This window comes from Gordonia mangrovi (assembly GCF_024734075.1).
Classification (GTDB): Bacteria; Actinomycetota; Actinomycetes; order Mycobacteriales; family Mycobacteriaceae; genus Gordonia; species Gordonia mangrovi.
Genome location: NZ_CP102850.1, coordinates 3,567,444 through 3,593,773, shown reverse-complemented (window position 1 = coordinate 3,593,773; position 26,330 = coordinate 3,567,444). Strand labels below are relative to the sequence as shown.

The 26,330-nt window shown below is 68.4% G+C and carries 27 protein-coding genes; 17 read left to right on the top strand and 10 right to left on the bottom strand.

The genetic code is table 11. The annotated features are described in order from the left end of the window. The first annotated feature begins 7 nt into the window (after positions 1 to 7). The 3 genes from NWF22_RS16265 to NWF22_RS16255 are packed head-to-tail and all read left to right on the top strand — an operon-like array spanning position 8 to position 2,888. Positions 8 to 748 (top strand): (Fe-S)-binding protein, encoded by a 741-nt coding sequence (locus tag NWF22_RS16265; RefSeq protein WP_160904412.1) that lies wholly within the window; start codon positions 8 to 10, stop codon positions 746 to 748. 5 nt (positions 749 to 753) lie between these two features. Beyond that, the gene (locus NWF22_RS16260) at positions 754 to 2,256 is read left to right on the top strand and encodes a LutB/LldF family L-lactate oxidation iron-sulfur protein (RefSeq protein ID WP_373692017.1); all 1,503 of its coding nucleotides are present in this window, start codon (positions 754 to 756) and stop codon (positions 2,254 to 2,256) included. Next, positions 2,253 to 2,888, top strand: a complete 636-nt coding sequence (locus NWF22_RS16255; protein ID WP_160904414.1) for a LutC/YkgG family protein — start codon at positions 2,253 to 2,255, stop codon at positions 2,886 to 2,888. The genes NWF22_RS16260 and NWF22_RS16255 overlap by 4 nt, the downstream gene beginning before the upstream one ends. Here NWF22_RS16255 and NWF22_RS16250 read toward each other — a convergent pair. Both NWF22_RS16250 and adhP read right to left on the bottom strand, forming a co-directional pair. Continuing rightward, on the bottom strand, positions 2,875 to 3,801 hold the full coding sequence (locus NWF22_RS16250; protein WP_160904415.1) for an alpha/beta fold hydrolase: 927 nt from the start codon (positions 3,799 to 3,801) through the stop codon (positions 2,875 to 2,877). The two genes, NWF22_RS16255 and NWF22_RS16250, sit on opposite strands and share 14 nt — an antisense overlap. A 57-nt stretch (positions 3,802 to 3,858) precedes the next feature. Next, a complete protein-coding gene (gene adhP, locus NWF22_RS16245; RefSeq protein WP_160904416.1) occupies positions 3,859 to 4,887 on the bottom strand; it encodes an alcohol dehydrogenase AdhP in 1,029 nt (342 codons plus the stop codon). 191 nt (positions 4,888 to 5,078) lie between these two features. Here adhP and NWF22_RS16240 point away from each other — a divergent pair, with 191 nt between their 5' ends. Beyond that, the gene (locus NWF22_RS16240) at positions 5,079 to 5,990 is read left to right on the top strand and encodes an alpha/beta fold hydrolase (RefSeq protein WP_160904430.1); all 912 of its coding nucleotides are present in this window, start codon (positions 5,079 to 5,081) and stop codon (positions 5,988 to 5,990) included. Between the two features lie 27 nt (positions 5,991 to 6,017). Here NWF22_RS16240 and NWF22_RS16235 read toward each other — a convergent pair whose 3' ends face one another. Beyond that, the gene (locus tag NWF22_RS16235; protein WP_233752069.1) at positions 6,018 to 7,139 is read right to left on the bottom strand and encodes an NAD-dependent epimerase/dehydratase family protein; all 1,122 of its coding nucleotides are present in this window, start codon (positions 7,137 to 7,139) and stop codon (positions 6,018 to 6,020) included. Here NWF22_RS16235 and NWF22_RS16230 point away from each other — a divergent pair. From NWF22_RS16230 to NWF22_RS16200, 7 genes are all read left to right on the top strand, one after another. After that, on the top strand, positions 7,138 to 8,169 hold the full coding sequence (locus NWF22_RS16230; RefSeq protein WP_160904417.1) for an AraC family transcriptional regulator: 1,032 nt from the start codon (positions 7,138 to 7,140) through the stop codon (positions 8,167 to 8,169). The genes NWF22_RS16235 and NWF22_RS16230 overlap by 2 nt on opposite strands. A gap of 149 nt (positions 8,170 to 8,318) precedes the next feature. Further along, positions 8,319 to 8,891: a 2,4'-dihydroxyacetophenone dioxygenase family protein gene (locus NWF22_RS16225; RefSeq protein ID WP_160904418.1), complete on the top strand. Its 573-nt coding sequence runs from the start codon at positions 8,319 to 8,321 to the stop codon at positions 8,889 to 8,891. Then, positions 8,891 to 9,973, top strand: a complete 1,083-nt coding sequence (locus tag NWF22_RS16220; RefSeq protein ID WP_160904419.1) for a zinc-binding dehydrogenase — start codon at positions 8,891 to 8,893, stop codon at positions 9,971 to 9,973. Before NWF22_RS16225 ends, NWF22_RS16220 begins: the two co-directional genes overlap by 1 nt. Before the next feature lie 133 nt (positions 9,974 to 10,106). Further along, positions 10,107 to 11,585 (top strand): WS/DGAT/MGAT family O-acyltransferase, encoded by a 1,479-nt coding sequence (locus tag NWF22_RS16215; RefSeq protein ID WP_160904420.1) that lies wholly within the window; start codon positions 10,107 to 10,109, stop codon positions 11,583 to 11,585. Next, positions 11,582 to 11,983 (top strand): wax ester/triacylglycerol synthase domain-containing protein, encoded by a 402-nt coding sequence (locus NWF22_RS16210; RefSeq protein WP_233752070.1) that lies wholly within the window; start codon positions 11,582 to 11,584, stop codon positions 11,981 to 11,983. The genes NWF22_RS16215 and NWF22_RS16210 overlap by 4 nt, the downstream gene beginning before the upstream one ends. Before the next feature lie 218 nt (positions 11,984 to 12,201). Beyond that, positions 12,202 to 13,425, top strand: coding sequence for an IS110 family RNA-guided transposase (locus NWF22_RS16205; protein ID WP_373692009.1), 1,224 nt, complete (start codon positions 12,202 to 12,204; stop codon positions 13,423 to 13,425). A 53-nt stretch (positions 13,426 to 13,478) separates the two neighbouring features. Continuing rightward, positions 13,479 to 14,672, top strand: a complete 1,194-nt coding sequence (locus NWF22_RS16200) for a WS/DGAT domain-containing protein (protein ID WP_258321173.1) — start codon at positions 13,479 to 13,481, stop codon at positions 14,670 to 14,672. Here NWF22_RS16200 and NWF22_RS16195 read toward each other — a convergent pair. The 6 genes from NWF22_RS16195 to NWF22_RS16170 all read right to left on the bottom strand — a co-directional run bounded on the left by NWF22_RS16195 (position 14,597) and on the right by NWF22_RS16170 (position 19,398). Beyond that, positions 14,597 to 15,532: a CopD family protein gene (locus NWF22_RS16195; protein WP_258321172.1), complete on the bottom strand. Its 936-nt coding sequence runs from the start codon at positions 15,530 to 15,532 to the stop codon at positions 14,597 to 14,599. The two genes, NWF22_RS16200 and NWF22_RS16195, sit on opposite strands and share 76 nt — an antisense overlap. A 10-nt stretch (positions 15,533 to 15,542) precedes the next feature. After that, the gene (locus NWF22_RS16190; RefSeq protein ID WP_160904599.1) at positions 15,543 to 16,082 is read right to left on the bottom strand and encodes a copper resistance CopC family protein; all 540 of its coding nucleotides are present in this window, start codon (positions 16,080 to 16,082) and stop codon (positions 15,543 to 15,545) included. Then, a complete protein-coding gene (locus tag NWF22_RS16185) occupies positions 16,075 to 16,815 on the bottom strand; it encodes a YcnI family protein (protein WP_160904600.1) in 741 nt (246 codons plus the stop codon). The genes NWF22_RS16190 and NWF22_RS16185 overlap by 8 nt, the downstream gene beginning before the upstream one ends. A gap of 118 nt (positions 16,816 to 16,933) precedes the next feature. Then, positions 16,934 to 17,467 (bottom strand): YtxH domain-containing protein, encoded by a 534-nt coding sequence (locus NWF22_RS16180; RefSeq protein ID WP_160904601.1) that lies wholly within the window; start codon positions 17,465 to 17,467, stop codon positions 16,934 to 16,936. Between the two features lie 12 nt (positions 17,468 to 17,479). Next, complete coding sequence (locus NWF22_RS16175) at positions 17,480 to 18,226, bottom strand: GntR family transcriptional regulator (protein WP_160904602.1); 747 nt, start codon at positions 18,224 to 18,226, stop codon at positions 17,480 to 17,482. Positions 18,227 to 18,246: 20 nt separating this feature from the next. Beyond that, a complete protein-coding gene (locus NWF22_RS16170) occupies positions 18,247 to 19,398 on the bottom strand; it encodes an acyl-CoA dehydrogenase family protein (RefSeq protein ID WP_160904603.1) in 1,152 nt (383 codons plus the stop codon). Between the two features lie 205 nt (positions 19,399 to 19,603). On the opposite strand from NWF22_RS16170, the gene NWF22_RS16165 reads away from it, so the two are divergent. From NWF22_RS16165 to NWF22_RS16155, 3 genes are read left to right on the top strand one after another with little or no spacing between them, the layout of a single operon-like run. Further along, on the top strand, positions 19,604 to 20,446 hold the full coding sequence (locus NWF22_RS16165) for an HpcH/HpaI aldolase/citrate lyase family protein (protein WP_160904604.1): 843 nt from the start codon (positions 19,604 to 19,606) through the stop codon (positions 20,444 to 20,446). Further along, complete coding sequence (locus NWF22_RS16160) at positions 20,443 to 21,441, top strand: MaoC family dehydratase (protein WP_160904605.1); 999 nt, start codon at positions 20,443 to 20,445, stop codon at positions 21,439 to 21,441. The genes NWF22_RS16165 and NWF22_RS16160 overlap by 4 nt, the downstream gene beginning before the upstream one ends. A gap of 13 nt (positions 21,442 to 21,454) precedes the next feature. Further along, positions 21,455 to 22,618 carry a CoA transferase gene (locus NWF22_RS16155; RefSeq protein ID WP_373692016.1) on the top strand — a complete coding sequence of 388 codons (1,164 nt, stop codon included), beginning with the start codon at positions 21,455 to 21,457 and terminating at the stop codon, positions 22,616 to 22,618. A 137-nt stretch (positions 22,619 to 22,755) separates the two neighbouring features. Here the strand turns inward: NWF22_RS16155 and NWF22_RS16150 are convergent, their stop codons facing one another. Continuing rightward, on the bottom strand, positions 22,756 to 23,922 hold the full coding sequence (locus NWF22_RS16150) for a CaiB/BaiF CoA transferase family protein (RefSeq protein ID WP_258321437.1): 1,167 nt from the start codon (positions 23,920 to 23,922) through the stop codon (positions 22,756 to 22,758). Between the two features lie 189 nt (positions 23,923 to 24,111). Between NWF22_RS16150 and NWF22_RS16145 the strand changes: the two genes are divergently transcribed. Genes NWF22_RS16145 through NWF22_RS16135 form a run of 3 tightly spaced genes read left to right on the top strand, consistent with a single transcriptional unit; the run spans position 24,112 to position 26,326 of the window. Further along, positions 24,112 to 25,188: an MBL fold metallo-hydrolase gene (locus NWF22_RS16145; RefSeq protein WP_160904617.1), complete on the top strand. Its 1,077-nt coding sequence runs from the start codon at positions 24,112 to 24,114 to the stop codon at positions 25,186 to 25,188. Beyond that, positions 25,185 to 25,352 (top strand): hypothetical protein, encoded by a 168-nt coding sequence (locus tag NWF22_RS16140; RefSeq protein ID WP_202399135.1) that lies wholly within the window; start codon positions 25,185 to 25,187, stop codon positions 25,350 to 25,352. Before NWF22_RS16145 ends, NWF22_RS16140 begins: the two co-directional genes overlap by 4 nt. A gap of 56 nt (positions 25,353 to 25,408) precedes the next feature. Next, a complete protein-coding gene (locus tag NWF22_RS16135) occupies positions 25,409 to 26,326 on the top strand; it encodes a LysR family transcriptional regulator (RefSeq protein ID WP_160904608.1) in 918 nt (305 codons plus the stop codon). The last annotated feature ends 4 nt before the right edge of the window (positions 26,327 to 26,330 follow it).

Sequence of the window (26,330 nt, the reverse complement as noted above, 5' to 3'; positions counted from 1 at the left end):
TCGCAGCATGAGGGTTGCCCTGTTCGCCACCTGCTTCAACGACACGATGTGGCCGGGTACCCCGAAGGCGACGGTGCTGCTGCTCGAACGGCTGGGTGTCGATGTAGAATTCCCGCTCGAGCAGACATGCTGTGGCCAGATGTTCACCAACACCGGGTACGCCGACGAGGCGATCCCCGGTGTCCGCCGATTCGTCGAGGTCTTCGACGGATACGACGCCGTGGTGGCGCCATCGGGGTCCTGCGTCGGCTCGGTCCGCCATCAGCATCGACTGATCGCCGACCGGAGCGGAGATCGAACGCTGAGGTCGGCGGTCGACGCCGGCGCACCAAAGGTCTACGAGCTCAGCGAGTTCCTCGTCGACGTCCTCGGGGTCGTCGACGTGGGCGCCTATTTCCCCCACCGGGTCACCTATCACCCGACGTGCCATTCGCTGCGGATGCTGCGCGTCGGCGACAAGCCGCTGCGGTTGTTGCGTGCGGTACACGGCATCGACCTCGTCGAGCTGCCCGACGCCGAACAATGCTGCGGTTTCGGAGGCACTTTCGCGATGAAGAACGCCGATGTCTCGGTGTCGATGGGATCGGACAAGTGCACCAACGTCAAACGGTCCGGCGCCGAAGTGCTGGTGGCCGGCGACAACTCGTGCCTGGCACACATCGGCGGCCTGCTCACCCGTGAACGATCGGGTATCCGCACGATGCACCTGGCCGAGATCCTGGCCTCCACCGAAGCCGAGCCCGCATGAACACCATGCCTTCGTTCGGCGAGCATCCGCATGTCGGGGTCACCGCCCAGTTCGTCGGCATGCCGAAGTTCCCGGATGCCGCACGCACCGAGTTGGCCGACGCCACCCAGCGCCGAAACCTTGCCCACGCAACCGGGATCATCCGGACCAAACGTGCCGAGGTCATCACCGAACTGGACAACTGGGAGGAGCTGCGGGCCGCGGCTGCGGCCATCAAGGACCGCACTCTGCGCCATCTGGATGAGTACCTCGTACGGTTCGAGGAACGCGCCACCGCCGCCGGTGCGGTGGTGCACTGGGCGCGGGATGCCGAGGAGGCCAATCGGATCGTCATCGACCTCGTGCGCGCCACCGGCGCCGACGAGGTGGTGAAGGTAAAATCGATGGCCACCCAGGAGATCGAGCTGAACGAAGCGCTCGCCGAGGCCGGGATCGACGCCTGGGAGACCGATCTCGCGGAGCTGATCGTGCAGCTCGGCGACGATTGGCCCAGCCACATCCTCGTCCCCGCCATCCACCGTAACCGCAGCGAGGTACGCGAGATCTTCCGGCGGCGAATGGGTCAGGTGGGACGACCCGCCCCGGACGACCTCACCGACGACCCCCGCCGGCTCGCCGAGGCCGCGCGACTTCACCTGCGGGAGAAATTCCTTCGGGCCAAGGTCGGGATCAGCGGCGCCAACTTCGCCATCGCCGACACCGGCAGCCTCGTCGTGGTGGAGTCCGAGGGCAACGGCCGGATGTGCCTGAGCCTGCCAGAGACCCTGATCTCGGTGGTGGGCATCGAGAAGATCTTGCCGACCTGGGCCGACCTCGAGGTCTTCCTGCAGGTGCTACCGCGGTCGAGCACCGGTGAACGCGAGAACCCCTACACATCCATCTGGTCCGGTGTCACGCCGGGCGACGGACCCCAACAGGTGCACATCGTGCTGCTGGACAACAACCGCAGCACCGTGCTGGCCGATGAGGTGGGACGAGATGCGTTGCGCTGCATCCGTTGTTCGGCGTGCCTGAATGTATGCCCGGTGTACGAGCGCACCGGCGGACATGCCTACGGCTCGGTCTACCCGGGTCCGATCGGGGCGATTCTGACCCCACAGCTGCGTGGCACGAACTCGGCCGTCGATGCGTCGTTGCCGTTCGCGTCGAGCCTGTGCGGCGCCTGCTCGGATGTGTGTCCGGTCCGCATCCCCATCCCGGAACTGTTGGTCCACCTGCGTACGCGGGTGGTCGACGAGCATCGCGGCGGCGTACCGACAGCGGAAGCCGGTGCGATGAAGGCGATGGCGTGGATGTTCGGCAGTCATCGTCGACTCGAGGCCGCGCAGAAGGCGGCAACAGCGAGCAACCGCTTCTTCGGCCGCCGCACGAGTATCGGCGCGCTGCCGGGTCCGCTCGCCGGGTGGAGTTCGGCCCGCGACATCCCGGTCCCGCCGGCCGAGTCGTTCCGTGAATGGTGGAAGCGGGAACGCGCCGGACGAACCGACGGCGACGGGGCACAGCCGTGAACGCCCGCGAGGAGATCCTCGGCCGGGTCAGGGCCGCGCTGGACGACGTGCCCGACCCGAACCCCGCCGAGACCACCGTCGACTGGACCTACGGCCAAGCCGTCGACACCGGCGATCTTTCCCCGGTGGACCGGTTCGCCGAGCGGGTGGCCGACTACCGCGCGGCCGTCGAGCAGGTGGCCGAGCCCGACCTGGCGGCGGCGGTCGCCGCGGCGTTGGCGTCGGTGCGCGGTCCGATCCTTGCCGACGACACCGTGCGCCGGCGCCTGGGCTCCTCGAGCCTCGAGTGGCTCGACGACGCGCAGCTGTCGGCCGACGATCTGGATGCAGCGGGCGCGGTGGTCACCACCGCTGCGGTCGGCATCGCCAACACGGGCACGATCGTGCTCGATCACGGTGCCGGACAGGGCCGACGGGCGGTGTCGTTGGTACCGGATGTGCATCTTTGCATCATCGACGCCGCCCAGGTCGTCAGCGACGTACCGGAAGCGGTCGCCCACCTCATCGACCACGGCGTGCAGCACCGTCCACAGACCTGGATCAGCGGTCCCAGCGCGACCAGCGACATCGAGCTCGACCGGGTGGAAGGGGTGCACGGCCCCCGCACCCTGCACGTGATCATCGTGCGCTGAGCGACGCTTCTCCTGTCGTCGGCGATGCCGCCGCGGCCATGGTCGCCACCTGCACCGCATCGACCGCCTCGACGAACGGCGGGATGAAGAACTGCGCGCCGAGTACGCAACAGGCGTGCCCGCCGTCGACCTCGAACCGGCGGGCCGACGGGATGCCGTCGACCAGCAACTGCTGGCGCGCGGGCTCCACCACGCGGTCACGGACCGAGACGACCACCGACGTCGGGACGTCGATGTCGGCCATCCAGGCGCGGGAGTCGAACCCGCCCAACCCCTCACCGAAATGACCCATGTGCGACAGCGGGGTGGAGAAGAACTGCCGCAGCGCCCACATCGAGGTGTGGCCGACCGGAGCGTCGAGCCGGCGCAGCCGTGGGCTCGGCAGCACACGGTAGAGACCGGTCATGACACGGCCGGTGCGATGCGACTGCGCACGCAGGTCCGGGTCGTTGGTGCTGAAGTACGGTCCCGTCGAGCACAACACCAACCCCGACACACGGTGCCGATGACGCCGCCACACGAGTTGGGCGATGCCCCCGCCCATCGAGAACCCGGCCGCGGTGAACCGGTCGATACCGAGTTCGTCGGCGACCGCGGCCACATCGTCGGCGCAGTCACGCAGGTCGAACCGCTCCGACCGGATACCGCGCCCGTGCCAGCGCTGATCCATGGTGATCACCCGGTACCGCTTGTTCAGCTCCGGGATGACCGGATACCAGCAGAGCAAACCGGTGGTGAGCACCGAATGCAGCAAGAACACCGCGGGCGCGTCGCGCGGGCCGGAATCGGTGACGAACACCGGACCGCGTCCCGGCAGTTCCAGTACCGCTCCCGACGGGACGTCGCGTGCCGGATATGGCCGCAGCACATGGCCGAATGCCCGGCCGACGCCACGGACGAACTGAGAACCCATGGATACGACGCTACGCGCTTTCGGTTGAGAATCAGTTGTGCTCACCACGGCCGACGCTCACCGGTAGTCGATCACCATCCGGCCCTCGATCTTGCCGTCCTCCATCCGGCCGAAGACGTCGTTGATCTCGTCGAGGCGCATCGTCGCGACGGTCGGCTTCACCAAACCGCGCGCGTAGAAGTCCAGTGCCTCGGTCATGTCCTGCCGCGTGCCCACGATCGAGCCGCGGATGGTGAGTCCCTTGAGCACTACATCGAAGATCGGTGCGGGAAAATCGCCGGGCGGCAGACCCACGAACACGATGGTGCCGCCGCGCCGGGCCATGCCGATGGCCTGCCCGAACGCCTGGGGATGGACCGCGGTGACGAGCACGCCGTGAGCGCCGCCGGTCGCGGCCTGGATCTGGTCGACGACGTCGGTGGTCGCGGCGTTCACGGTCACCTCGGCGCCGAGTTCGCGCGCGAGAGCGAGCTTGTCGTCGCCGATGTCGACGGCGGCCACCCGCATCCCCATGGCCGTGGCGTACTGCACGGCGACGTGTCCGAGACCGCCGATCCCGGAGATCACCATCCACTGGCCCGGTTTCGTCTCCGATACCTTCAGACCCTTGTAGACGGTGACACCGGCGCAGAGGATCGGGGCGACCTCGACCGGGTCGACCCCGTCGGGGATGCGTGCGGCAAACCGTTCGTCGACGAGCATGTGCGTTCCGAAGGACCCGTTCACCGAGTAACCGCCGTTCTGCTGTTTCTCGCACAACGTCTCCCAGCCGGTTCGGCAGTACTCGCAAGTACCGCAGGCCGACCACAGCCACGCGTTGCCGACCTTGTCACCCACCGACAATTCGGTGACCCCCGGTCCGAGGGCGACCACCGTGCCGTATCCCTCGTGGCCGGGCACGAACGGCGGGGACGGTTTGACCGGCCAGTCACCGTGCGCAGCATGTAGGTCGGTGTGACACACCCCGGACGTCTCGAGCTTCACCAGGGCCTGACCCGGCCCCGGCTCGGGCAACTCGAGTTCGGTGACCTCGAGTGGATCGCCGAAAGCGGTGACCACCGCCGCAGTGAATTTCCGATCTGACATCGTCTACCACCTGTCGTCGCACACGGATCCCCCGGCAGGTCCAGTCTTCGCGATTGTCAGCGCGCTGGTCGCGGTTTTCGTGTGAACAGTCGATTGCGATCACCTACCCGGCGCCGCCGCACCACCATGTCCAGCCGTCGACCCCAGGGCTCGTGATCCACACCACAGGCGAACGTGGGATGCTCGAGTACATGATCGACATCGACCGCCCCAAGATCGAGGGGTCAGTCAGCGTCGGAGCCGACGGCCGGCGCCGGATCGGCTTCGCCGAATTCGGGTCGGCCACCGGCCGTGCCCTGTTCTGGCTGCACGGCACACCGGGTGCGCGACGACAGATCCCGACCGAGGCCCGGGCGTTCGCCGCCGAGCACGGGCTCCGCATCATCGGCCTCGACCGGCCCGGCGTCGGTTCCTCCACGCCCTATCGCTACCGGAGCGTGGCGGAGTTCTCGCTGGATCTGGAGATCGTGGCCGACGCCCTGGGTATCGACGAGTTCGCCGTCATCGGGCTCTCCGGCGGCGGACCCTATGCCCTCGGTGTGGCGCGCGCCTTCCCCGACCGGGTCGTCGCGGCCGGCATCCTCGGTGGAGTCGCACCGACTGTCGGCCCGGACGCGACGCCGGGCGGCGCAATGCGGCTCGGTCGCGCCGCGGCACCCGTCCTCGACGTCGCCGGCGCACCGATCGGCAAAGTGGTCAGTTCGGTGCTCGGTGTCGCGCGTCCGATCGCCGATCCGGCGATCTCGATCTATGGGCGGTTTTCTCCGCAGGGAGATCGAGAGTTGTTGTCGCGGCCGGAGTTCCGCGCGATGTTCCTCGACGATCTGCTGCACGGTGGATCCCGGCGGATGGAGGCCCCGTTCGCCGACATCGTGGTGTTCTCCCGCGACTGGGGCTTCCGGGTGCCCGAGGTGACCGTGCCGGTGCGGTGGTGGCACGGCGACCGCGACCACATCATCCCGCACGCGCACGGCGAACACATGGTGGCGCTACTCCCCGACGCCAAACTTTTCACGATGCACGGTGAGAGCCATCTCGGGGCTCTCGGCCTGTCGGTCGACATCATCACCGAGTTGCTGACCGTCTGGGATCAGCCGCGCTGAACAGTCGACGACCGGGGAGCGGCCCGCTCAGCGCGTGATGAGTCCGGTCTCGCCGGCCCACTCCTGCACGCGGTTCATTCCCTCGTCGATGGAGACGAGCGGCTCGTAGCCGAGCACTTCGCGCGCCTTGCCGATCGAGTAGGTGCCCGGCCGGTTGAGCAGCCACATCGTGCCCGCGCACAGGTCGCTGGGCTGCCCGAGCCGACGCAGCAACCCGCCGAGCACGTCGGCGAGCGGGGCCGCGACCGACATCGGCAACGTGCGGATCGTGCCTCCGCTCATCTCGGCGAGATGGCCGAAGAAGTCGGCACAGCGCACCCCGACCCCGTCGGTGATGGTGAACACCTGGCCCGCGGCCCTGTCCGAGGCGATGGTGAGCACCATGCCGTCGACGAAGTTGTCGATGTAGACCGGCGAGAAGATGCCGTTTCCCCCGCTGGGCAGCGGGAAACCGGTTGGCTTGAGCATCTCGGCGATGGGCGAACGCACCCACACCGAGCCCGGGCCCCACACGTCGCCCGGCCGGATGATCGTGGTGTCGATCTCGCCGGCCCCCTGTGCGGCCAGCACCACGGCCTCCGAGTTCACCTTGGTGTCGGTGTAGACGTCGCCACACACCTGTACCGGATAGGTCTCGTCGACACCGTCGGGATAGTCGAATCCGTAGGCGGCCACCGACGAGAGGTGCACGAAGCGCGCCACGTCGGCCTTGATCGCCGCGCGTAGCACTCGGCTCGTGCCCATCACGTTCACCTCGCGCGATCGGTCCAGCGGGTGGGCGGCCCCGAGCAACGCGGCGGTGTGGATGACCGTGTCGACACCGGCGAGCGCGCCCTCCCAGGTGCCCGGTTCGACCGTGCTGCCGGCGACGACGTTGTTGTCGGCGTCGCCCGCCAGGTCCACACCGCCGACCGTGGCGCCGAGTTCTCGGAAACGCTGCGCCAGCGCGCGGCCGATGAAGCCGTTGGCGCCGGTGATGAAGATGGATCGGCCGTCGAGCGACGGAGCGGGACGGGTGGCGGGAGTGGTGTCGGTGACCGGTGTCATGTGATGCCTCTCAGCGATGGCGGTGCATGTGATGCCCATCATGGGATACCCGGCGATCGCCTCCTTGACTTGAAGAGACAGTTCCTTGACACTTTCGGACATGTCTGTGATCCGCGGCACATGCCTGACCGGATTCATGGAGGAAGCTGCTGCGCTCGGGGCGGACGCGCCGACCCTGCTTCATGCGGCCGGTATCCGGCCCTCGGATGTGGGCAACTTCGAGTCCTTCTTCACCTACGTCGCGATGATCCAGGTACTCGAGGCCGCCGCACAGACCACCGGGACCCCGGACTTCGGCCGCCGCCTGGCCCGCCGCCAGGGCATCGAGATCCTGGGTCCGGTCGGGGTCGCGGCCCGCACCACCCGCACCGTGGCCGACGCATTGCGCGTCTTCGAGAACTATCTGGCCGCCTACAGTCCGGCGATCACCATCGAGGTCACGCCGCTACCGAACCCGGACACCGCGTTCATGGAGTTCCGGCTGCTCATCCCGGATCCCCCACCCCACCGACAAGCGATGGAATTGTCACTGGGGGTGGCATTGCGCGTCCTGCGCTTCCTGCTGGGGTCGACGTTCTCGCCGCTGACCGTGCACATCCCGCACGAGCCGCTCGGCCCCCGCGACGACTATCTCACCGAGTTCTCCTGCACGCCGCGCTTCTCCCAGCCCAAGGCCGGTTTCACGCTGCAGGCCTCCGACCTGGCCCGGCCACTCGTCGCCGACGAGACCGCCCACCGGGCGATGGTGGGCTACCTCGACACCGTGATCGACCGGCAGGATCGGCGGCTGAGCGGCTCGGTACGTGAACTCGTCCGGCAGCTGCTGCCCACCGGCAGGGCCACCCTGGCCGTCACCGCCCGGCAGTTCCACCTCCACCCCAAGACGCTGCAGCGCCGGCTCGCTGCCGAGCACACCACCTATGCCGACATCGTGGACTCGGTACGACGTGAACTCGCCGAACACTGGCTGCGCGACACCGACATGACCCTGATACACCTCGCACACGAGCTGGGTTATTCCGAACAGAGTGTGCTGACCCGCTCGTGTCGCCGGTGGTTCGACTGCGGACCGGCCCAATTCCGCGCGGCCCATCGCCGCGCGGCCCACGCGACGCAGGTCGCCCCGGGATAGTCGGGCGACACCGCACCAACCTCAATGGTGCTCCGGATCACATTCTTGTCCCCTGGGGTCAAAAGACTGTCGCCTCATGTCAAGGAATACATCCGCACGCTTGGCATGGTGTTCATCACAGCCCAACCAGCGGTGAAAGGAACACCACAATGTCTGCACCCACCACCACAATCACCCCCGTCGGCCCGGTCTCCACCTCGTCCGGCGCCATGCTGCCCGTCGTGGCGCTGCCGCAGGGCGAGCTGCTCACCGTCAACGTGGAGAACAGCCCCCTGATCAAGGACTCCCTCGGCCCCGGCGTGCACTTCAAGCCGCTGCGCCTCGACCTGGAGAAGGGCGAGTGGGTCGTGCTGGCCACCTTCGCCCCCGGCGCCCGCGTACCGCTGCACTACCACACCGGCACCGTCGACGGGTACACCCTGAGCGGCAGCTGGCACTACGAGGAGTATCCGGATCAGCCGCAGACCGCCGGCTCCTACCTCTACGAGCCCGGCGCCTCGGCCCACACCTTCGTCTGCCCCGAGTCCAACACCGAGGACACCGTCGTGTTCTTCTCGATCACCGGCGCCAACATCAACTTCAGCGAGGACGGCACGTTCCACTCCATCCTCGACGCCGCACTGATCCAGCACCTCACCGGCACCCTGTCCGAGGCTCAGGGTCTGGGACCGGTCAACTACATCACCGGCGGCTATGCCGGCTACACCGTGGAGACCATCTGATGCGCGCCGTGTTGATGCAGGACGAGAAGTTGCGCGTCGCCGAGGTGCCGGAGCCCACTCCGGGCCCGGGCGAGGTTCTCGTCGATGTGCTCGCCTGCGGCATCTGCGGCTCGGACCTGCACGCCATGCATCATGGCGAAGACCTGAACGCCACGACGAAGGCAGTGGTCGGCTTCGAGATGATGGACCTGTCCAAGCCGCTGGTGTTCGGCCACGAGTTCGTCGGACGGGTCGCTTCGTACGGTCCGAACACCGATCAGAAGATTCCGGTCGGCCGGCGAGTCGTGTCCATGCCGATCCTGGCCCGCGAGGCGCCCGTGTTCCTCGGCTTCCAGGGTCCGGACGCGCCGGGCGCATACGCCGAGAAGATGCTGCTGTCGGAGCCCCTGCTGATCGAGGTCCCGGACGAGATGTCCACCGAGCTCGCGGCATTGACCGAGCCGATGGCGGTCGCCTACCGCGCGGTCGGACACGCCGGGCTGGGCGCCGATGACGTCCCGCTGGTCGTCGGCTGTGGTCCGATCGGGCTCGCCATCATCGCCGTCCTGAAGATGAAGGGCATCGGACCGATCGTCGCCGCGGACTTCTCTCCGGAACGCCGTGAACTGGCACAGCGTCTCGGCGCCGACGTGGTGGTCGATCCCGCCCAGAGCTCGCCCTACGAGGCGTTCATCGCCGCGGCCGCCACCGACGACCCCGCCCGGATGGCCCCGCCGACCGGAATGCTCGGTCAGATGCCGTTCCGTCGAACCGTCGCCTTCGAGTGCGTCGGTGTGCCCAACCTGATCCAGCAGATCATCTCCGGCGTACCGGCCGGATCGACCATCGTGGTCGTCGGCGTGAACATGGAGTCCGATGCCTTCATGCCTGCCCAGTGCATGATGAAGGAGATCGCACTCAAGTTCTCGGCGTACTACACGCCGCAGGAATTCGCGGAGACCTTCGCGCTCCTGGCGGCCGGGAAGATCGATGCCGCACCGTTGCTCACCGGCACGGTCGGACTCGACGGGATCGCGGACGCATTCGAGCGTCTGGCGAACAACCCGCACGACGCGAAGATCATCGTCGACCCGTCACTGTGACCGCCAACGGACACCACCGACCGCCCCCACCGGTCGGTGGTGTCCGTGGGCGCTGTGAGGCGGCCTCCCCCGCTGCCGTGTTGCGCCCCGAACGCACCCTCTCCCGCGAACGTCCGAGAAAGTCTCCCCCCACATGCGCGCCCTGACCAGCCTCGACAACTTCTTCCTCGCCGCCGAGGACGGCCGAACCGTCACCAACCTGTCAAGCCTCGTCATCCTCGAGCGGCCCGACGACGACGCCGCACCCCTGACCCGCGACGACCTCGCCGATCACGTCGCCGAACGCCTGCACCTGCTGCCACCGCTGCGCTGGCGTCTGGCCGAGGTTCCGTTCGGACTCGGTCACCCCTATTGGGTGGACGGCGACGTCGACCTCGACTTCCACATCCGCGAACTGGCACTCGTGGCGCCGGGCGACCGCGCCGCCCTCGAGAGTCAGGTAGCCCGCCTGTCCGCGCATCCGATGGACCGATCGCGACCGCTCTGGGAGATGTACCTGATCCACGGACTCGCCGACGGCGGCGTCGCGGTCCTCACCAAGCTGCACCACGCCGCAGTGGACGGCGTCTCGGCGGCCGAGGTGATGAGCACGCTGCTCGACGATTCGCCCGCCGGACGCAGGATCGCGCCGGCACCCCGCCACCGGGCCGAACAGGCCCCGAGCCAGGTCGGGATGCTCGCGCGCGGCGTCATCGCCGAACCACGACGACAGCTCGGCACCGTCGGCGCTGCCGGGCGGATGCTCACCAATCTCGATCACGTGGCGGTCCTACGCTCGATCCCCGGCATTCGTCCGGTCGGCCGGATGGTGCGGGGGATCGCCAAGCTCGGGCGGATCGAGTCGGTGGCCCCACCGGCGCCCTCGGTGACCGCGCCGCGGCTACGGCTCAACGGCAAGATCACCTCGCATCGCCAGGTGGCGCTGACCAGCGTCCCCCTCGAGGACGTCAAGGAGCTCAAACGCGCGCTCGACTGCACCATCAACGATGTCGTCGTCGCCTTGTCCACCGGCGCCGTGCGACGGTGGCTGGAACGACTCGGCGCATTGCCCGACCAGCCGCTGGTGGCGGTCATCCCGGTGTCGGTACGCACCGAACGCGAGGCCGGCGCCTACGGCAACAGCGTGGCGTCTATGGTCACCGCGCTGCCCACCGACGAGCCGAATCTTCTCGTCCGGCTGCGCCGCTGCCGTCGGGGCATGCTGGAGGCGAAGAATCGGCACAACACGGTGCCGACCACGCTGATGCGCGACGTGAACGACCTCGTCCCACCGATGCTGTTCGGCCAGGCCACCCGCACGGTCACCCGGCTGGCCTCCAGCGATTCGTTCGCGCCGGCGGCGAACCTGGTCATCTCGAACGTGCCCGGACCCCGCAATCAGCTCTTCTTCGCCGGCCGGGCGGTCCGCGAGAACTTCCCGATCTCCACGATCAGCGACAGTCTCGGACTGAACATCACGGTCTTCAGTTACTTCGACCGGCTGCAGATCGGCCTGGTCGGTGACCGCGAGATCGTCGACGACCTGGACGGTCTCGCCTGCGCGTTCCACACCGAACTGCAACTGATGCAGAAGGTCACCGCCGATATGCACGCCGAAGGAGCCACCCGATGAGACGACTCAGCAGCGTCGACGCCCAGTTCCTCGCCATCGAGGACGGCCGCACCCATTCCCACGTCTGCCAGCTCACCATCCTGGAGAACACGACCGTCGACGGTGACCCGGTGACCGCCGCGCTGATCGCCGACCAGATCGCCGCCCGCATCGATGAGCTGTCACCGTTCCGGTGGCGGGTCCGGGAGGTGCCGTTCGGCCTCGACTACCCGGTGTTCGTGGAGGATCACTCCTTCGACATCGATTCGCACATCTGGGAGACGGCGCTGCCTGCCCCGGGCACCGCCGCCCAGCTGTCGGAGGCCGTCGGTCAGATCGCTTCTCGCCCACTAATGGGAGCTACTGGGTCTGGTCGTGAGTTTGGGTCAGACTTGGTGTTGGTGGCTGCTGCTGGGTGAGCACTCGTGCCTACGGAACCGTTGATGGCGAGTTCTGGATCGAGACCGTGCCCCTGGTGGTCGGCCAAGAGGGTGTGATTGCTGCTGGGATGTCGTGCCGGCTCCGATGTGGTTTCGGGGTGTGAGCACTGAACCATTAGTTCGCGAGGGTCCTCCGGCCAGCTGCCGTGTTGAACAATCGACGGCTTGGTAGCTGTGAGGAGGCACCGGCAGTGGCAGTGTTGTTCGTCGGGGATGATTGGGCCGAAGACCACCACGATGTCGAGTTTCAAGACGAGCGTGGGCAGGTGTTGCGGCGGGCGCGGTTGCCTGAGGGGATCGCCGGGATCGAGAGGTTCGGGGAGATCGCGGCGACCTTCCTCGACGAGGGCGATCAGCCTGACCAGGTGCTGGTGTGTATCGAGATCGATCGCGGTCCGTGGGTCAACGCGTTGATCGCTGCGGGGTATCGGGTATTTGGAGTCGATCCCAAACAGGCCCATCGCTACCGCGAGATCGTGGTCAGTTCGGGCGCCAAGAGCGACAAGGGTGATGCGCATGCGCTGGCCGAGATGCTGCGGAGTCGTCGCCACCAGTTGCGGGAAAGTGGTGGGGACTCCGAGATCGCGGACGCGGTCAAGGTGGTGGCCCGCGCGCATCAGACGATGATCTGGGAACGCACGCGCCACATGCTGCGGGTGCGTGCGGCGCTGCGCGAGTACTTCCCGGCGATCCTGCTGGTGTGTTCGGCGTTGGATCTGGAATTGACGAGCCGGCCGATCCTGGGCTTGCTGACCAAGGCGCCGACCCCGGCGCGGGCGGCGAAGCTGACCAAAAGCCAGATCCTGCCCCTCCTCAAGGGTCGCCGCAACAAAGACACCAAAGCTGTTGAGATACAACAGATCCTACGCGGACAGCACCTCGGCCAACCTGATCGGGTCACCGACGCCTACGCGGCCTCGGTGCGCGCCTCGGTGGCGGTGCTGGGTGTGGTGATCGAGCAGATCGACGAGCTCGCCGGCGAGGTCGATGCCCATTTTTCCCAGCACCCGGACCATGAGATCTACCTCAGCCAGCCCGGCATGGGGCCGACCGTGGGACCCCGGGTGCTCGCCGAGTTCGGGGACGACCCGTTACGTTTCCGCAACAGCAAAGCCCGCCGCAACGCGGCGGGCACCAGCCCCATCACGAAACAGTCGGGCAAATCGCGGATCGTCTCCGCCCGCTACGTCCACAACGACCGACTCGTCGACGCCCTGATGGCCCAGGCCCACGGAGCCTTCATGCACGACGACGGCGCCCGCGCCTACTACCGCAAACAACGAGCCCGAGACGTCGACCACAACGCCGCGCTACGCCAACTCGCCAACCGCCTCGTCGGCATACTCCATGGCTGCCTGGCCCGCGGTATCCCCTACGACCCCGCCACCGCATGGAAGGACCAAACCCCCGCCGCGGCTTGACATCAAACCTTCAGGGATGTCTCGATCGGGCACGTCCACTGTGGGAGATCCACGTGATCCACGGTGTCGAGGACGGCCGTGTCGCGATGCTCACGAAGTTGCACCACGCCGCGATCGACGGCGTCTCGGGCATCGAACTGCTCAGCGCACTGCTGGAGCCGACACCGCGGCCCCTCCCACGCGAGGTCGTCGCAGACGAGAAGGGCTCGGTCGGGCACGAGCCCGGCGATCTCGAATTGTTGGCGCGGGCGTTCGCGGCACTCCCGATGCAACCGATCCGAATGATGCGCGCACTGCCGGCGACCCTGCGCCACATCGATCAGCTGCCGACGATGCGCAACCTGCCGGGCACCGAACTGCTGTCCGCCGCCGCGGATCGCGCGGCCCGGATCGCCACCCGCAACCGAGACGGACGCACATTGGAGCGCCCCACGGTGAGCCGCGCACCCAAGACATCGTTCGGTGGCCGGATCTCGCCACACCGTCGGTTCGCCTACGGCACACTGCCGTTGACGACGGTGCGGGCCGTCAAGGACGCGCTGCCCGGTGCCACCGTGAACGACATCGTGGTCGCGCTGTGCGCAGGCGCCCTGCGGCGACGGATGGCCGCGCGCGGCGACGATCCGAACACTGCGCTGGTCGCGATGGTGCCCGTCTCGGTGCGGACCAAGGATCCGGCGCAGGGCAACACGTACGGGAACCAGATCTCATCGATGATCGTCACCATCCCGACCGACGAACCCGACGCCCGGGCCCGGCTGGAGCGGACCGGGCATGTCATGCGGTCGGCCAAGGAACGTCATCGCGCGATACCTGCGCAGCTGCTGCGCGATGCGAACCACACGGTCCCGCCGGCACTGTTCGGGCGCACCGCCCGGATGATCTCCGCGACCACCGGTGCCGGCTGGATCCGACCGCCGTTCAACGTCACCATCTCCAACATCCCCGGATCTCCGAAGCCGCTCTACTGTGCCGGCGCCCGGGTGGTGTCCCAGCATCCGGTGAACGTCCTCATCGAAGGGGTGGGGCTGAGTCTCACGTTGCTCAGTTACGAGGATCAGCTGGACTTCGCGTTCACCGCCGACCGCGAGCTGGTCCCCGACGTGTGGCAGCTCGTCGCGGAGATGCGCACCGAGCTCGACCTGTTGGCCAAGGAGGTGGGCGTCGCCGATCAGGGTGCGGTGCCCGCGAGCCCCACCGCGAGCCCGAGTACCGAGCCCATCACGACGAGTTCGGCGAACGCGTAACGCAGCGAGGCCGTCTCGGCGAGCCGATGACGGCCGGCCTGCGGTACCCAGCGTCGCCGCGCGTGGACGCCGAACGCGACGAGGACGGTGAGACCCGCCGCCTTGGCCAGCAGGATGCGTCCGTATCCCGTGTCGAGGAGGTCGCCGACGCCGGTGTCCAGCAATCCGCTGACGACACCGGTGGCGGCGATGACCGCGACGGCCCACAGGGCCCGGGCGGAGAATTCCGGCAGTGCGACCGCCCATCCACGGCGCCCGCGCACGACGAGGATCATCGCGGCCAGCGTCCCGCACCACCAGGCGGCGGCCAACGCGTGCGCGCCGATCAGCACCGGACCGATCGAGTGTTGCCCGGGGTGACCGGTGATCGACGTCGCCAGCACGCCGATCGCCGCGAGGATCGCGTAGGCCGCCGCGGGGGGATCGGCACGTCCGAACAGGTGCACGCACACCAGCACGACCACCGCACACGACGCGAGGAGGGTGACGAGTTCCGGCGCTCCGGCGCGGAGGGTGTCGACGAACTGGCCGAGCCCCACGGCGGTCGGTGCGAGACCGGTCTGGTCGGCAGTCCGCATCCACGCGGTCAGCGCGACACCGACGAACCAGGCCGCGCCGGCGCTCCCCACCGCCACCGGCGACGGCTCGAGACCGAGGACGGGCAGCGCGCCGAGCCCCACCAGTAGAACCGCGGCGGCCAGTCCCAGAACTCCGGGCACCGCGGTCGCCTCCGGCCCGTCGGGCGCGGCGAGCAACCAGCACAGCCCGAGTCCGGCGAACATCGCCGTCAGCGCGGCGAAGATCGCCGCGACGCGCAGCCGCTGGTGTTCCTGCGGGACACTGCCCGCCGTCGAGGTCACCGCTCGTCGGTCAGGACGACCGGCGGCCCGACCGCCGCGAGAGCAGCAGCACGATGCCGAGTCCCCCGACGAGCACCACCACCGCCACCACGATGAACGGCCACAACGGCGGGCCGCCGTCGTCGGAGTCGGCCGCGGTGTCGGCGACCGGGCCGGGCGTACCGCTCCCGGCGACCGTCAGGTCGAAGCTGCGCTGGCCCTCGACGGGGTGCCCGTCGGCGGAGGTCACCCGATAGTTGAGCGTGTAGGTGCCCGCCGGGCCCAGTTCCCGCACCGCGACACTCAGTTCGGATCCGGTGACCGTCGGGTCGCCCTCCTGCCAGTAGCGCCCGTCCGGACCCACCACGGTGAGTACCGCGAACGACTCCTGCAACGGTTCGTTGAAGGTGACCGTCACCCGCTGCGGGCCGCTGCGCACGGTGGCCCCGTCATCGGGGTCCGACGACACGACCTGCGAATGCGCGGCGGCCATCGGCGCCAGTACGGTGCCGATGAGCAGCACCCCCATCATCAGCGCGAGAGTGGCCGGGATCAGTCGACGATCACGCATTGTCATCACTGTTCCCTTTCTCCCCGCCCCGGTTGGTCCGCCGCCCCGAGCGGGTCAATGCCGCCACCCCGACCACCGCGCCGAGCGCGCCGAGCGCGAGTCCGATGCCGCCGAGCCACCGCGCGGCGTCGTCGGTGGAGTCCTGCGCCGCTGCTGCCTGGGTCGTCGCGGAGTCGTCTGTCGCCGACCCGGTGGTTGCGCCGTGGTGGCCGGCGTCGGGGTCGGCCGCCGGCAACGTCACGGTCGGCGCGGGATGCTCGGGCTCCTCCCCGTCGGCACCCATCGGCTGTGTCCAGTCCACCGTCTCGCCGTCGCCGTAGGTCTGCGTCGCGGGCAGCATGACCGTCTCCTCCTCGGGGAAGGGACCACCGGAGATGCGGAACTGTGCGAACTCGCCGACCGGCACCCCCGGTGTGCCCGGCAGCGCGGTCCAGGTGATCGACGTGACCTCCTCGGTCGCGGGATCCGTGGTGACGTTTGATCGCCATCCGGACATCACTTCGGGCCGCGCGGATTTCAGGTTGGGCAGGGTCACGGTCAGCTCGGTGGTGGCGGCGGTGTCCGACTCGTTGGGGACCACGAAGGTCACCACGCCGTAACCGCCCTGGGTGAGGGTGGGCGCCGAGGCGCTGACATGTGCTGATGCGGCGCCGACGCCGACGAGCATTCCGGTGGCGGCCAGCGCGACGGCCGCGACGGTCGCCGCACACCGGCGGAGAACTCGGTGGGTCATGAAATGGGTCTTTCTGTCGGGTGGGCACGCGAGCATGCCCTGGTGAGCAGGTCGGCTCGTGGCAGACGGCGACCGGCGTGCGCCGATGGCCGGACGTGCCGACGGTGGTGGTCGGAGTTCAGACCCGAACCGGAGGACCGCGCATCCCGCCACCGCCGGCGAGGGCCACGGTGCGCAGGGTGGGAGCCACCCATTCGACGCGTGAAGCGACGGACGCGGCCACGATGGGCGGACCTGCGAGGGTGCGGATCGTCGAGGTCAGGGCTGCCAGCAGCCCGGCCGCCGCGACGATGAGCACGGCGCTGACCGGTATCGCGACGGCGTGGGTGAGGGCCATCGGCAGCAGGCCGCCGTGGTGGACGTGCATCGACGCAGGTGCGGCCCCCACCGACATCGCGAGGTGTGCGACCACTTGCGCGGCACTGAGGACGCCGGCTGCGGACAGCGTCGCGCCGCGCACCGATCGTCGGCGTGGACTGCGCAATCCCAGCGCCGCGAGCGCACCGATGCCGACGGTGAGCAGCATCCCGCCCGTCGTCGGGAGCCCGCCGGCACCCATCCCGTGCGCGGCCACCGCGACGACCGGCACCACGACCGCGGAGGCGACGCGCGTCACCGCATCATCTGCCCGATCGGACGCCGCTGTACCCATGATGGGTCAATGCTAGTGACCCGCGCCGCGACGCAGGGTGACGCGGTAGGTGTAGTGCTCGGGCAGGAAGTGGCTGATCGCCAACTCCACCGCGTGTCCGTCGGCGTCGCTGTAGAGCCGATCGACGCGCAGCATCGCATGTCCCTCCGCACAGTGCAGGTGTTCGGCCACCGTGGCGTCGGCCGATCCGACCGTGATCGACTGCGCGGCCTCGGTGATCGGGCGTGGCAGCAGCGGCTCCAACAGTCCGATCATCGTGTGGGTGCCGACGGCCCCTTCGGCGAGATCGTCACGATCGGCCACGAGTCGTCCCACCCAGTCCGGCCACCACACCGTGGTCGACACGAACGGAAGACTGTCGTGAAATCGCCGAAAGGTCAAGCGATGGACCAGGTCGGTGTCGAGACGGAGCCGGCCGGCCGCGTCCAGGTCGACCTGTCGCCGCGGCGCCGACACGACCTCCATCGTGGTGTCGGCCGACAGGTTCATCAGATCCTCGATGGAACCGAGCTGCCGCAGATAGCGCCCGGCCCCCTCCGTGGCGAAGGTGCCACGGCCGGGCACCCGATAGACCGCCCCCTCGGACACCAGATCCTGGAACGCGCGTCGAACGGTCTGCCTGCTCAGTCCGAACTCGTCGGAGAGTTCGGATTCGGTGGGCAGGCGCACCCCGCCGCGATAGCGCCCCTCGGCGATCCGCGCACGCAATGTCGCGGCGAGCGCCCGGTAGGCCGGTTCGGCGAGATCACGTGAGGTCATCGGGGTGATCCTATCGGTCGTCAGAGGCCGCCTCGGGCAACGAGTTGGGCGGCTATCACATTGCGCTGGATCTCGTTTGTGCCCTCACCCACGATCATCAGCGGGGCGTCGCGGAAGTAGCGTTCGACGTCGAACTCGGTCGAATAGCCGTATCCGCCGTGAATCCGCACCGCGTTGAGTGCGATCTCCATGGCCACCTCGGATGCGTAGAGCTTGGCCATACCCGCTTCCATGTCGCAGCGTTCGCCCTTGTCGTACTGCTCGGCGGCATGCCAGGTCAGTTGTCGCGCGGCGGTCAGTTTGGTCGCCATGTCGGCGAGGTAGTTGCCGATGGATTGGTGTTTCCAGATCGGTTGGCCGAAGGACTCCCGCTGCTGGGCGTAGGCCAGCGAATCCTCGAGCGCGGCGGTCGCCACGCCGAGGGCGCGGCACGCAACCTGGATGCGGCCCGTCTCCAAGCCCTTCATCATCTGTCCGAAGCCCTTACCCGGCGTCGCGCCGAGGATCGCCGACGTGGGCACGCGGTAGCCGTCGAAGGACAGCTCGCAGGTTTCCACGCCCTTGTATCCGAGCTTCGGGAGATCACGCGACACGGTCAGCCCGGGGCCGTACTCGCACAGCACGATCGAGATCCCGCGGTGGCGGGGCTCGGCGGCCGGATCGGTCTTGCACAGCAGGGCGATCAGGCCGGATCGGCGGGCGTTGGAGATCCACGTCTTCGATCCGGAGATCACCAGGTCCTCACCGTCCGGCATGGCGGCGGTCGACATGTTCTGCAGGTCCGAGCCCCCGCCCGGCTCGGTCAACGCCATCGTCGCGCGCATCTCGCCGGTGGCCAGCCGGGGCAGGTAGTTCTGCTTCTGCTCTTCGGTGCCGAACAGCGTCAGCAACTTGGCCACCACGGTGTGACCGCCCATCGCCCCGGCGAGACTCATCCAGCCCCGCGCCAGTTCCTGGGTGACCTGCGCATAGCAGGGCATCGAGACCGGCGACCCGCCGTATTCCTCGGGCACCGCGAGACCGTAGATGCCGATCTGCTTCATCTGCTCGATCCAGCGCTCCGGGTACTCGTTCGCGTGCTCGACCTCCTGCACGGTCGGCTTGACGTCCCGATCGATGAACGCGCGCACCGTCTCGACCAGGAACGACTCCTCCGAATTCAAGCTGCCCATATTCACCTCATCGAGTCCGGGCATAACGCACAACATTTGTACGGCCATTTCTTCCACAGCTTCCATCGCCTGTCAACCCGCACATCTCGACTTCACAAGCGACATCGAGATCTGGTAAGAGTCATGGGAAAGCTGATTTGGCCGCACATTTGTGAAACGGTTGATCAGTTCCCACTGATCGACACCCGATGGATCGAGGCTCTCGATGAACACAGCCAGACGACGAGCGGTTCTCGTCGCGCCCGCCTCCGACGCGCGCAAGGCGCGCAAAGCGCTGGGGTCGGCAGCCGACGAGGTCGTGCTGGATCTCGAGGACGCGGTGACCCCCGACAACAAGGCATCGGCCCGGACCGCGGCCGCCGCACTGGTCGCCGAGTTCGGCGCGCACCGTCCGGTGTCCATCCGCATCAACGCCTTCGACTCCGAGTGGTTCGCCGACGACCTCACCGCATGTGCCGCCATGGACACGCTTGCCGCGGCCGTAGTCCCCAAGGCCGAGTCACCCGCGCAGCTGACCGAGGCGGACCGCCTGCTGGGCCCGGCACCGGCCCGTCTGCAGATCCTGGTCGAGACACCGATCGGTATCCGCGACATCGCGCAGATCTGTTGTGCCACCGACCGCCTCGACGCGGTGATCATCGGCTACGCGGATCTCGCCGCGACATTGGGACGCCCCGCCCCGGTGGCGCAGTCGATGTGGCATCCGATCCAGGACGCCGTGCTGGTCGCCGCCCGCGCCGCCGGGGTGTCGGTGGTGGACGGGCCACACCTGACCATTGCCGACGACGACGCGTTCCGGTCCGCGAAGACGTGGGTACGCGACTTGGGCTTCGACGGCACCTGGGTGATCCATCCCGCCCAGATCGATTCGGCGCAAGCGATCTTCACCCCCACGCCGGCGGCCGTCGAGGACGCCCGGCGGGTGCTTGCGGCGCTGGACGAGGCGGCGGCGCGTGGCGACGGCGCCGCGAAACTCGATGGCCGCATGCTCGACGAGGCCCTAGCGGTCTCGGCGCGCCGAGTGCTGGCCAAGGCGAACCCGGTATGACCGGCCCAGTGGCCGTCGGCGGGCCCTACTTCGACGAGCTCGTCGTCGGACAACGTTTCGACGACGCACCGTCGGTGACGCTGACCTCGGGGCTGGCCGCCACCCATCAGGCCATCCTGGGTGATCGGATGCGTTTGGCACTCGACGCGACACTCGCCCGGCGGGTGACCGGAGCGCCGGAGCCGGTGGCCCATCCCGGGCTGGTCTGCGACCTGGCCATCGGTCAGTCCACGCTGGCCACCCATCACGTGAAGGCCAACCTCTTCTACCGCGGGCTACGCTTCCTTCGCTTTCCGCACATCGGCGACACGCTCACCACCACCACCGAGGTCGTGGGGCTGCGGGAGAACTCGGCGAAGCCCGGTCGGGCGCCGACGGGCTTGGCTGCGCTGCACATCATCACCACCGATCAGAACGGACGCGCAGTGCTCGACTTCCATCGGTGCGCGATGCTGCCGCTGAGCGCCTCCGTTGATCCCGGCCGCACCCGGCCCGCCGATGATCTCCACGAGATCGGTGACGCGTCGTCGACGCCCACGCTGCCCGAGTGGGACCTGGCAGCATTCCGGGAAACCGTTCCCGGACAGCACTTCTCCACCGATCTCGTCGGTACTGTCTTCGCCTCGAGCGGTGATGTGGTGTCGAGCGCACCGGAGCTCGCCCGTCTCACCCTCAACATCGCCGCCACTCACCATGACGTCCGGGTCGGGCGGCAGGGACGGCTGGTCTACGGCGGCCACACGATCGGACTCGCGCTGGCCCAGGCCAATCGCGCATTACCCAACCTCGTGACCGTGTTGGACTGGCAGTCGTGTGATCACACCGGTCCGGTTCACGAGGGCGACACCCTCACCAGCGAACTGCACGTCGAGGACGCCGCCGCACTCGACTCGGGCGGCGGGATCGTCGCACTGCGCTCGATGGTGGTCGCCCACGACCCCGATGGCGCCGAGCGACCCGTACTCGACTGGCGCCTGCGCGCCCTGATGGCCTGACCCGAGGAGGCTCATCGTGACCGATCACGACCGTCCGCTATCCGGCCTGCACATCGTCGAGGTGTCGAGTTTCATCGCGTCGCCGCTGGCCGGTCTCACCCTGTCGCAGTTGGGGGCCGAGGTGACCCGGGTCGATCCGGTCGGCGGCGCCGCCGATGTCCATCGGTGGCCGGTGACCGCCGACGGCGAGTCGATCTACTGGACCGGGCTCAACCGGGGCAAGTGGTCGGTGACCGCGGATCTGCGCAGCGAGGCCGGACAGTCGATGGTGCAGCGCCTCGTCACCGACTCGGGGCCCGGCGGCGGCATCCTGCTGACCAACCAGGCCGGCCGTTCGTGGATGAGCCATGACACGCTCGCGGCTCTCCGCCCCGACGTGATCACCCTGGAGTTGCTGGGCCGTACCGACGGCACGCCGGGCGTCGACTACACGGTGAACGCCGGACTCGGCTTCCCGCAGATCACCGGGCCGGTGGGGATTGCCGAGCCGGTGAACCACGCTCTCCCGGCGTGGGACGTCGCCTGCGGACTCTATGCCGCGCTGGCGATCTCGGCCGCGGTTCGCCGCCGGGAACGCACCGGCTCCGGAGCACAGATCACCCTGCCGCTCGAGGACACCGCGCTGTCGCTCGCCGGCACACTCGGATACCTGACCGAGCCGCAGATCAACGGCCGCGGCCGCGTCGGCACCGGCAACGACGTGTACGGCACGTTCGGAACGGATTTCGTCACCGCGGACGGCGGCCGGTTCATGATCGTCGCACTCACCCCCCGCCACTTCCGCGATCTCGTGGACCTCACCGGCGTCGGCGATGCGGTTGCCGCCGTGGCGAAGGCCCTCGGCGCCGATTTCCGTCGCGAGGATGACCGATTCACCCACCGCGCAGTGCTCAACGGCCTGATCGCACCCTGGTTCGCCGCCCGATCCACTGCGGAAGTGGAAGCAGCACTGCAGAACTCGTCGGTCCTGTCGCAGCGGTATCGTACATTCGACGAGGTGGTCGCCGACGGTGTCCTGAGCGCCAACCCGATGTTCACCGAGGTCGATCAGCCCGGCATCGGCCGCTACCTCGCCGCCGGCCTGCCCGCCGCCTTCGACGGCGAGCACTACGCCACCGGTCCGGCCCGCTCCCTCGGCGCCGATACCCCCCGCAACCAACCCGCCCAACCCACCTGACGGAGGCCGACAGAACCCGGAAATCCGCCGACAGAACCCAGCCCCCGCCACCTACCGCACTTCTGCGTCAACGCTGGGTTCTGTCGGCGGATTTCCGGGTTCTGTCGGCGTCCATGCTGGGCGCGATGAGTTGTCGGTTACGGCTCGTTCTTCTCGACCTGGGCCAGCTCCGCGAGGACGGCGGCGGTGTGTTGGCCGAGCGCGGGGACGTCGCCCATGGGGAGTTCGACGTCGGCGAAGGTCATCGGGGGCAGCACCGCGCGGACCGGGCCCACCTCGGTGCCGACGTCGCGCCATCGGTTCCGTTCGGCGAGCTGCGGGTGGCTGACCACACCCTCCAGGTCGCGGATCTCCGCGGCCGGCACGCCGGCGTCGGCCAGCTTTGCGTCCAACTCGTCGGTGGTGAACCGCTTGGTCTCCGCGGCGACGAGGTCGTCGACCTCGGCCCGCCGTTGCACGCGGGCGATGTTGGTGGCATAGCGCGGGTCGTCGGCAAGCTCGGGTCGACCCAGCACCTCGGCGATGAGTACCCGCCAGCCGCGGTCATTCTGCACACCGATGAGAATCTCGCCGTCGCTGGTCGGATACCGGTCGTACGGCACGATCGCCGCGTGGCCGACACCCGAACGCGGGGTCTGGCGGTCACCGTAGAGCCGCATGTACAGCGGATGACCCATCCATTCGACGGTGGCATCGAACATCGACACCGCCACCGAGGCGCCCGCGCCGGTGATCGCGCGACGCACCAGCGCACTGAGCACCGAGGTCAGCGCGTACATGCCGGCGGCGATGTCCGACGTCGGGATTCCGGTCTTGGCCGCGTCGTCGGCGGTGCCGGTGACCGAGATCAGACCGGTCTCGGCCTGCACGAGCATGTCGTAGGCCTTGCGATCACGATAGGGACCGGCGTCCCCGTATCCCGACATGTCGATGACGACCAGACCGGGATTCTCGGCCCGCAGCTCCTCGGCACCGAATCCGAGCCGCGCCGCGGCGCCGGGTGCCAGGTTCTGCAGGAACACATCGGCGCGCGCGATCAGTCGGCGCAGCACGTCGCGTCCGGTCTCCGTCTTCAGGTCCAGCTCCACCGACTCCTTGCCGCGGTTGAGCCACACGAAATGGGAGGCCAGGCCGTGGACCGCGTCATCGTAGTTCCGGGCGAAGTCGCCCTCGCCCACCCGCTCGATCTTGATCACGCGCGCTCCGAGGTCGGCGAGGTGGCGGGTGGCCAGCGGCGCGGCCACCGCCTGTTCCAGCGCGATGACGGTGATCCCGGCCAGTGGCGGTCCCGCAGAGTTGTCGATCACCGGGCAACGATCGCCCGAGCACGTCGGCCACGTCAACCGGAGCGTCCGGGCTCGAGGACGATCCGGCATAGGTAGTTCCTCATCGAGCGTGAGCCGGACCCACTTTGTCCGGGATTCGGCCCGCGTGATCGGATGGAAGTTGATGCGCGCAACTGTCTATCTGTGCGCGACGATCTGGAGGTGCAGATGACCACGATCGAGGTCACCGGACATCGTCAGCGGGAGGCGTGGGCCGAGAAGGTTCTCCCCCCGGTGGAGGAGGTCCGCCCGGGACTCTGGTCCATCCCCGTCCCGATGGCACCCAACCCGCTGCGCTATGTCCTGATCTACGTCCTGGCACTGCCCGACGGCATCGCCCTGATCGACACCGGTTGGCCCTCGGACGACTCCTGGCAGGCGCTGGTCGACGGCATCCACGCCACCGGCCACGACATCACCGACGTGCGGCACGTCTCGATCACGCATCTGCATCCCGATCACTTCGGCCTGGTGCCGCGCCTGCTCGAGCACGTCGATCCGGTGCTCGCGATGCATCGCAACGATGCCCGTCACCTGCACCATGTCACCGACACCGAGATCGAGCAGCAGCTCTCGAATGCCAAACGGGAGCTCGAGGCGCTGGGCGCGCCGGACGTCACCGACAACGGCTTCCGGCACATCGCGCGACTGCCCAAAGGCCGCCCGATGGACGTCGAACTCGAACACGACGAGCCGCTGAACCTGCCGGGGTGGAACGTCCGCGCGCTGTGGACGCCCGGACACACGGCCGGCCATCTCTGTTTCGCCGACGACGACGCCGGGGTCATCTTCACCGGCGACCACCTGCTGCCCCGGATCAGCCCGAACGTGTCGACCAATGCATTCCAGTTGCACAACCCGCTCGACCAGTACCTGGTCTCCCTCGCCCACACCGAGAAGCTCCCCGACCTCGAGGCACTCCCGTCCCATGAGTACCGGTTCCGCGGACTCGCCGACCGTGTCACGGACCTTCTCGAACACCACGAAGAGCGACTGCGAGAGATCACCACGGCGGTCGTCGAGAGTCCGGAGAGCACCGCGTGGGAGATCACTCGGTCGGTCACCTGGTCGCGTCCATTCGAGCAACTCGGCACCGATCTCGCCCGGATGGCGATGCGGGAGACCCACGCTCATCTCGTCGTCCTCCAACAGCGCGGCGTGCTCACTCCGACCGAGGGCTCGCCGGTCCGCTGGCATCTGGCTGTACCTGTCGCCTCCACCACCCCCGACGGGAGCCCCCGATGAACGCCTGCGGCGATGCCTTCGGCCACCTCGAGGTTGACCGCGTTCTTGGCCTCCGGCCGGTTGATGGTGATGACGGCGACGCCGTCGGCGAATTCGGTGGTGACATGGACCTCAAGGCCTTGACCCGAGGGGAGCGGCCGGGCACCCGTTGGACCGGCAAGTGACCGCTCGACGATGACCGAGCGCGCACTGCGCGCTCCGGCCTCCGTACGATGAGCCTGTGGATCTGCATCTGGTCACCTACTTCGTCGCGGTGGTCGACCATGGCGGGATCACGAAGGCAGCCCAGTCCCTGTACATCTCGCAACCGTCGCTGTCCCAGGCGATCCGGACGTTGGAACGCCGACTAGGGGTCACGTTGTTCGACCGGTCGGGTCGACGCCTCGAACTGACCGAGGCGGGCCGCAAACTCGACGTCGCGGCACGTCGAATCCTGACCGACGTGGACCGGGCCAAGGCCAAGGTCGACGCCGTCCGCGAACTCCGGTCGGGCCGCGTCGACGTCGTCACGCACAGCGCCTTCAGCATCGATCCGATGGTGGAGATCGTCCGGGTGTTCCGGGATCGCTTCCCACGTCTCGCCGCGCGCATCGTGGCCGCCGACGGCCCGAGCGGTGTGCTCGCCGCACTCCGCCGAGGTGATGCAGAGATCGGAGTGATGGACACCTCCGCCGAACATGCAACGTTCACGGCCGTTCCGCTCGGTACCCAGGAACTCGTGCTCGCGGTGCCCCCGGGTCTCACCGCCGGCCTGCCGGAACCGGTGCCGCGAGCCGATATTCGTCAGATCCCGCTCGTGGTCGACCTGGGCGATCCCGGCACCTCCGCAGTGCTCTCGGACGTGATCGCCGACAACGGTCGCAATGTGGTGGTCGATTGCGCACATCCCACGGCCACCTGGGACCTGGTGGCTCGCGGTACCGGTGCCACCATCGTCCCCGATGTCGTTGCACAGCAACAGATGCCGGACACACTTCGGTATCGCATCGACCCGCCGCTGACCCGCGGATTCGGGCTGGTGCTGCGATCGGGTCGACCATCGCCGGCAGCCATGGCATTCCTCTCGGTCGCCCGCGACCTGGCCGACGCGGCAGCCGGTGAACCGGCCGACGAACTGACCGACTTCGGCGATTGGTGAGGCA

Excerpts from the sequence above, each read along its gene's own strand:
- NWF22_RS16265 (WP_160904412.1), top strand. The coding sequence starts at position 8 with ATGAGGGTTGCCCTGTTCGCCACCTGCTTCAACGACACGATGTGGCCG.
- NWF22_RS16260 (WP_373692017.1), top strand. The coding sequence starts at position 754 with ATGCCTTCGTTCGGCGAGCATCCGCATGTCGGGGTCACCGCCCAGTTC.
- NWF22_RS16250 (WP_160904415.1), bottom strand. The coding sequence starts at position 3,801 with ATGGGTTCTCAGTTCGTCCGTGGCGTCGGCCGGGCATTCGGCCATGTG.
- adhP (WP_160904416.1), bottom strand. The coding sequence starts at position 4,887 with ATGTCAGATCGGAAATTCACTGCGGCGGTGGTCACCGCTTTCGGCGAT.
- NWF22_RS16240 (WP_160904430.1), top strand. The coding sequence starts at position 5,079 with ATGATCGACATCGACCGCCCCAAGATCGAGGGGTCAGTCAGCGTCGGA.
- NWF22_RS16230 (WP_160904417.1), top strand. The coding sequence starts at position 7,138 with ATGTCTGTGATCCGCGGCACATGCCTGACCGGATTCATGGAGGAAGCT.
- NWF22_RS16235 (WP_233752069.1), bottom strand. The coding sequence starts at position 7,139 with ATGTCCGAAAGTGTCAAGGAACTGTCTCTTCAAGTCAAGGAGGCGATC.
- NWF22_RS16225 (WP_160904418.1), top strand. The coding sequence starts at position 8,319 with ATGTCTGCACCCACCACCACAATCACCCCCGTCGGCCCGGTCTCCACC.
- NWF22_RS16220 (WP_160904419.1), top strand. The coding sequence starts at position 8,891 with ATGCGCGCCGTGTTGATGCAGGACGAGAAGTTGCGCGTCGCCGAGGTG.
- NWF22_RS16215 (WP_160904420.1), top strand. The coding sequence starts at position 10,107 with ATGCGCGCCCTGACCAGCCTCGACAACTTCTTCCTCGCCGCCGAGGAC.
- NWF22_RS16210 (WP_233752070.1), top strand. The coding sequence starts at position 11,582 with ATGAGACGACTCAGCAGCGTCGACGCCCAGTTCCTCGCCATCGAGGAC.
- NWF22_RS16190 (WP_160904599.1), bottom strand. The coding sequence starts at position 16,082 with ATGCGTGATCGTCGACTGATCCCGGCCACTCTCGCGCTGATGATGGGG.
- NWF22_RS16185 (WP_160904600.1), bottom strand. The coding sequence starts at position 16,815 with ATGACCCACCGAGTTCTCCGCCGGTGTGCGGCGACCGTCGCGGCCGTC.
- NWF22_RS16180 (WP_160904601.1), bottom strand. The coding sequence starts at position 17,467 with ATGGGTACAGCGGCGTCCGATCGGGCAGATGATGCGGTGACGCGCGTC.
- NWF22_RS16175 (WP_160904602.1), bottom strand. The coding sequence starts at position 18,226 with ATGACCTCACGTGATCTCGCCGAACCGGCCTACCGGGCGCTCGCCGCG.
- NWF22_RS16170 (WP_160904603.1), bottom strand. The coding sequence starts at position 19,398 with ATGGGCAGCTTGAATTCGGAGGAGTCGTTCCTGGTCGAGACGGTGCGC.
- NWF22_RS16165 (WP_160904604.1), top strand. The coding sequence starts at position 19,604 with ATGAACACAGCCAGACGACGAGCGGTTCTCGTCGCGCCCGCCTCCGAC.
- NWF22_RS16160 (WP_160904605.1), top strand. The coding sequence starts at position 20,443 with ATGACCGGCCCAGTGGCCGTCGGCGGGCCCTACTTCGACGAGCTCGTC.
- NWF22_RS16145 (WP_160904617.1), top strand. The coding sequence starts at position 24,112 with ATGACCACGATCGAGGTCACCGGACATCGTCAGCGGGAGGCGTGGGCC.
- NWF22_RS16140 (WP_202399135.1), top strand. The coding sequence starts at position 25,185 with ATGAACGCCTGCGGCGATGCCTTCGGCCACCTCGAGGTTGACCGCGTT.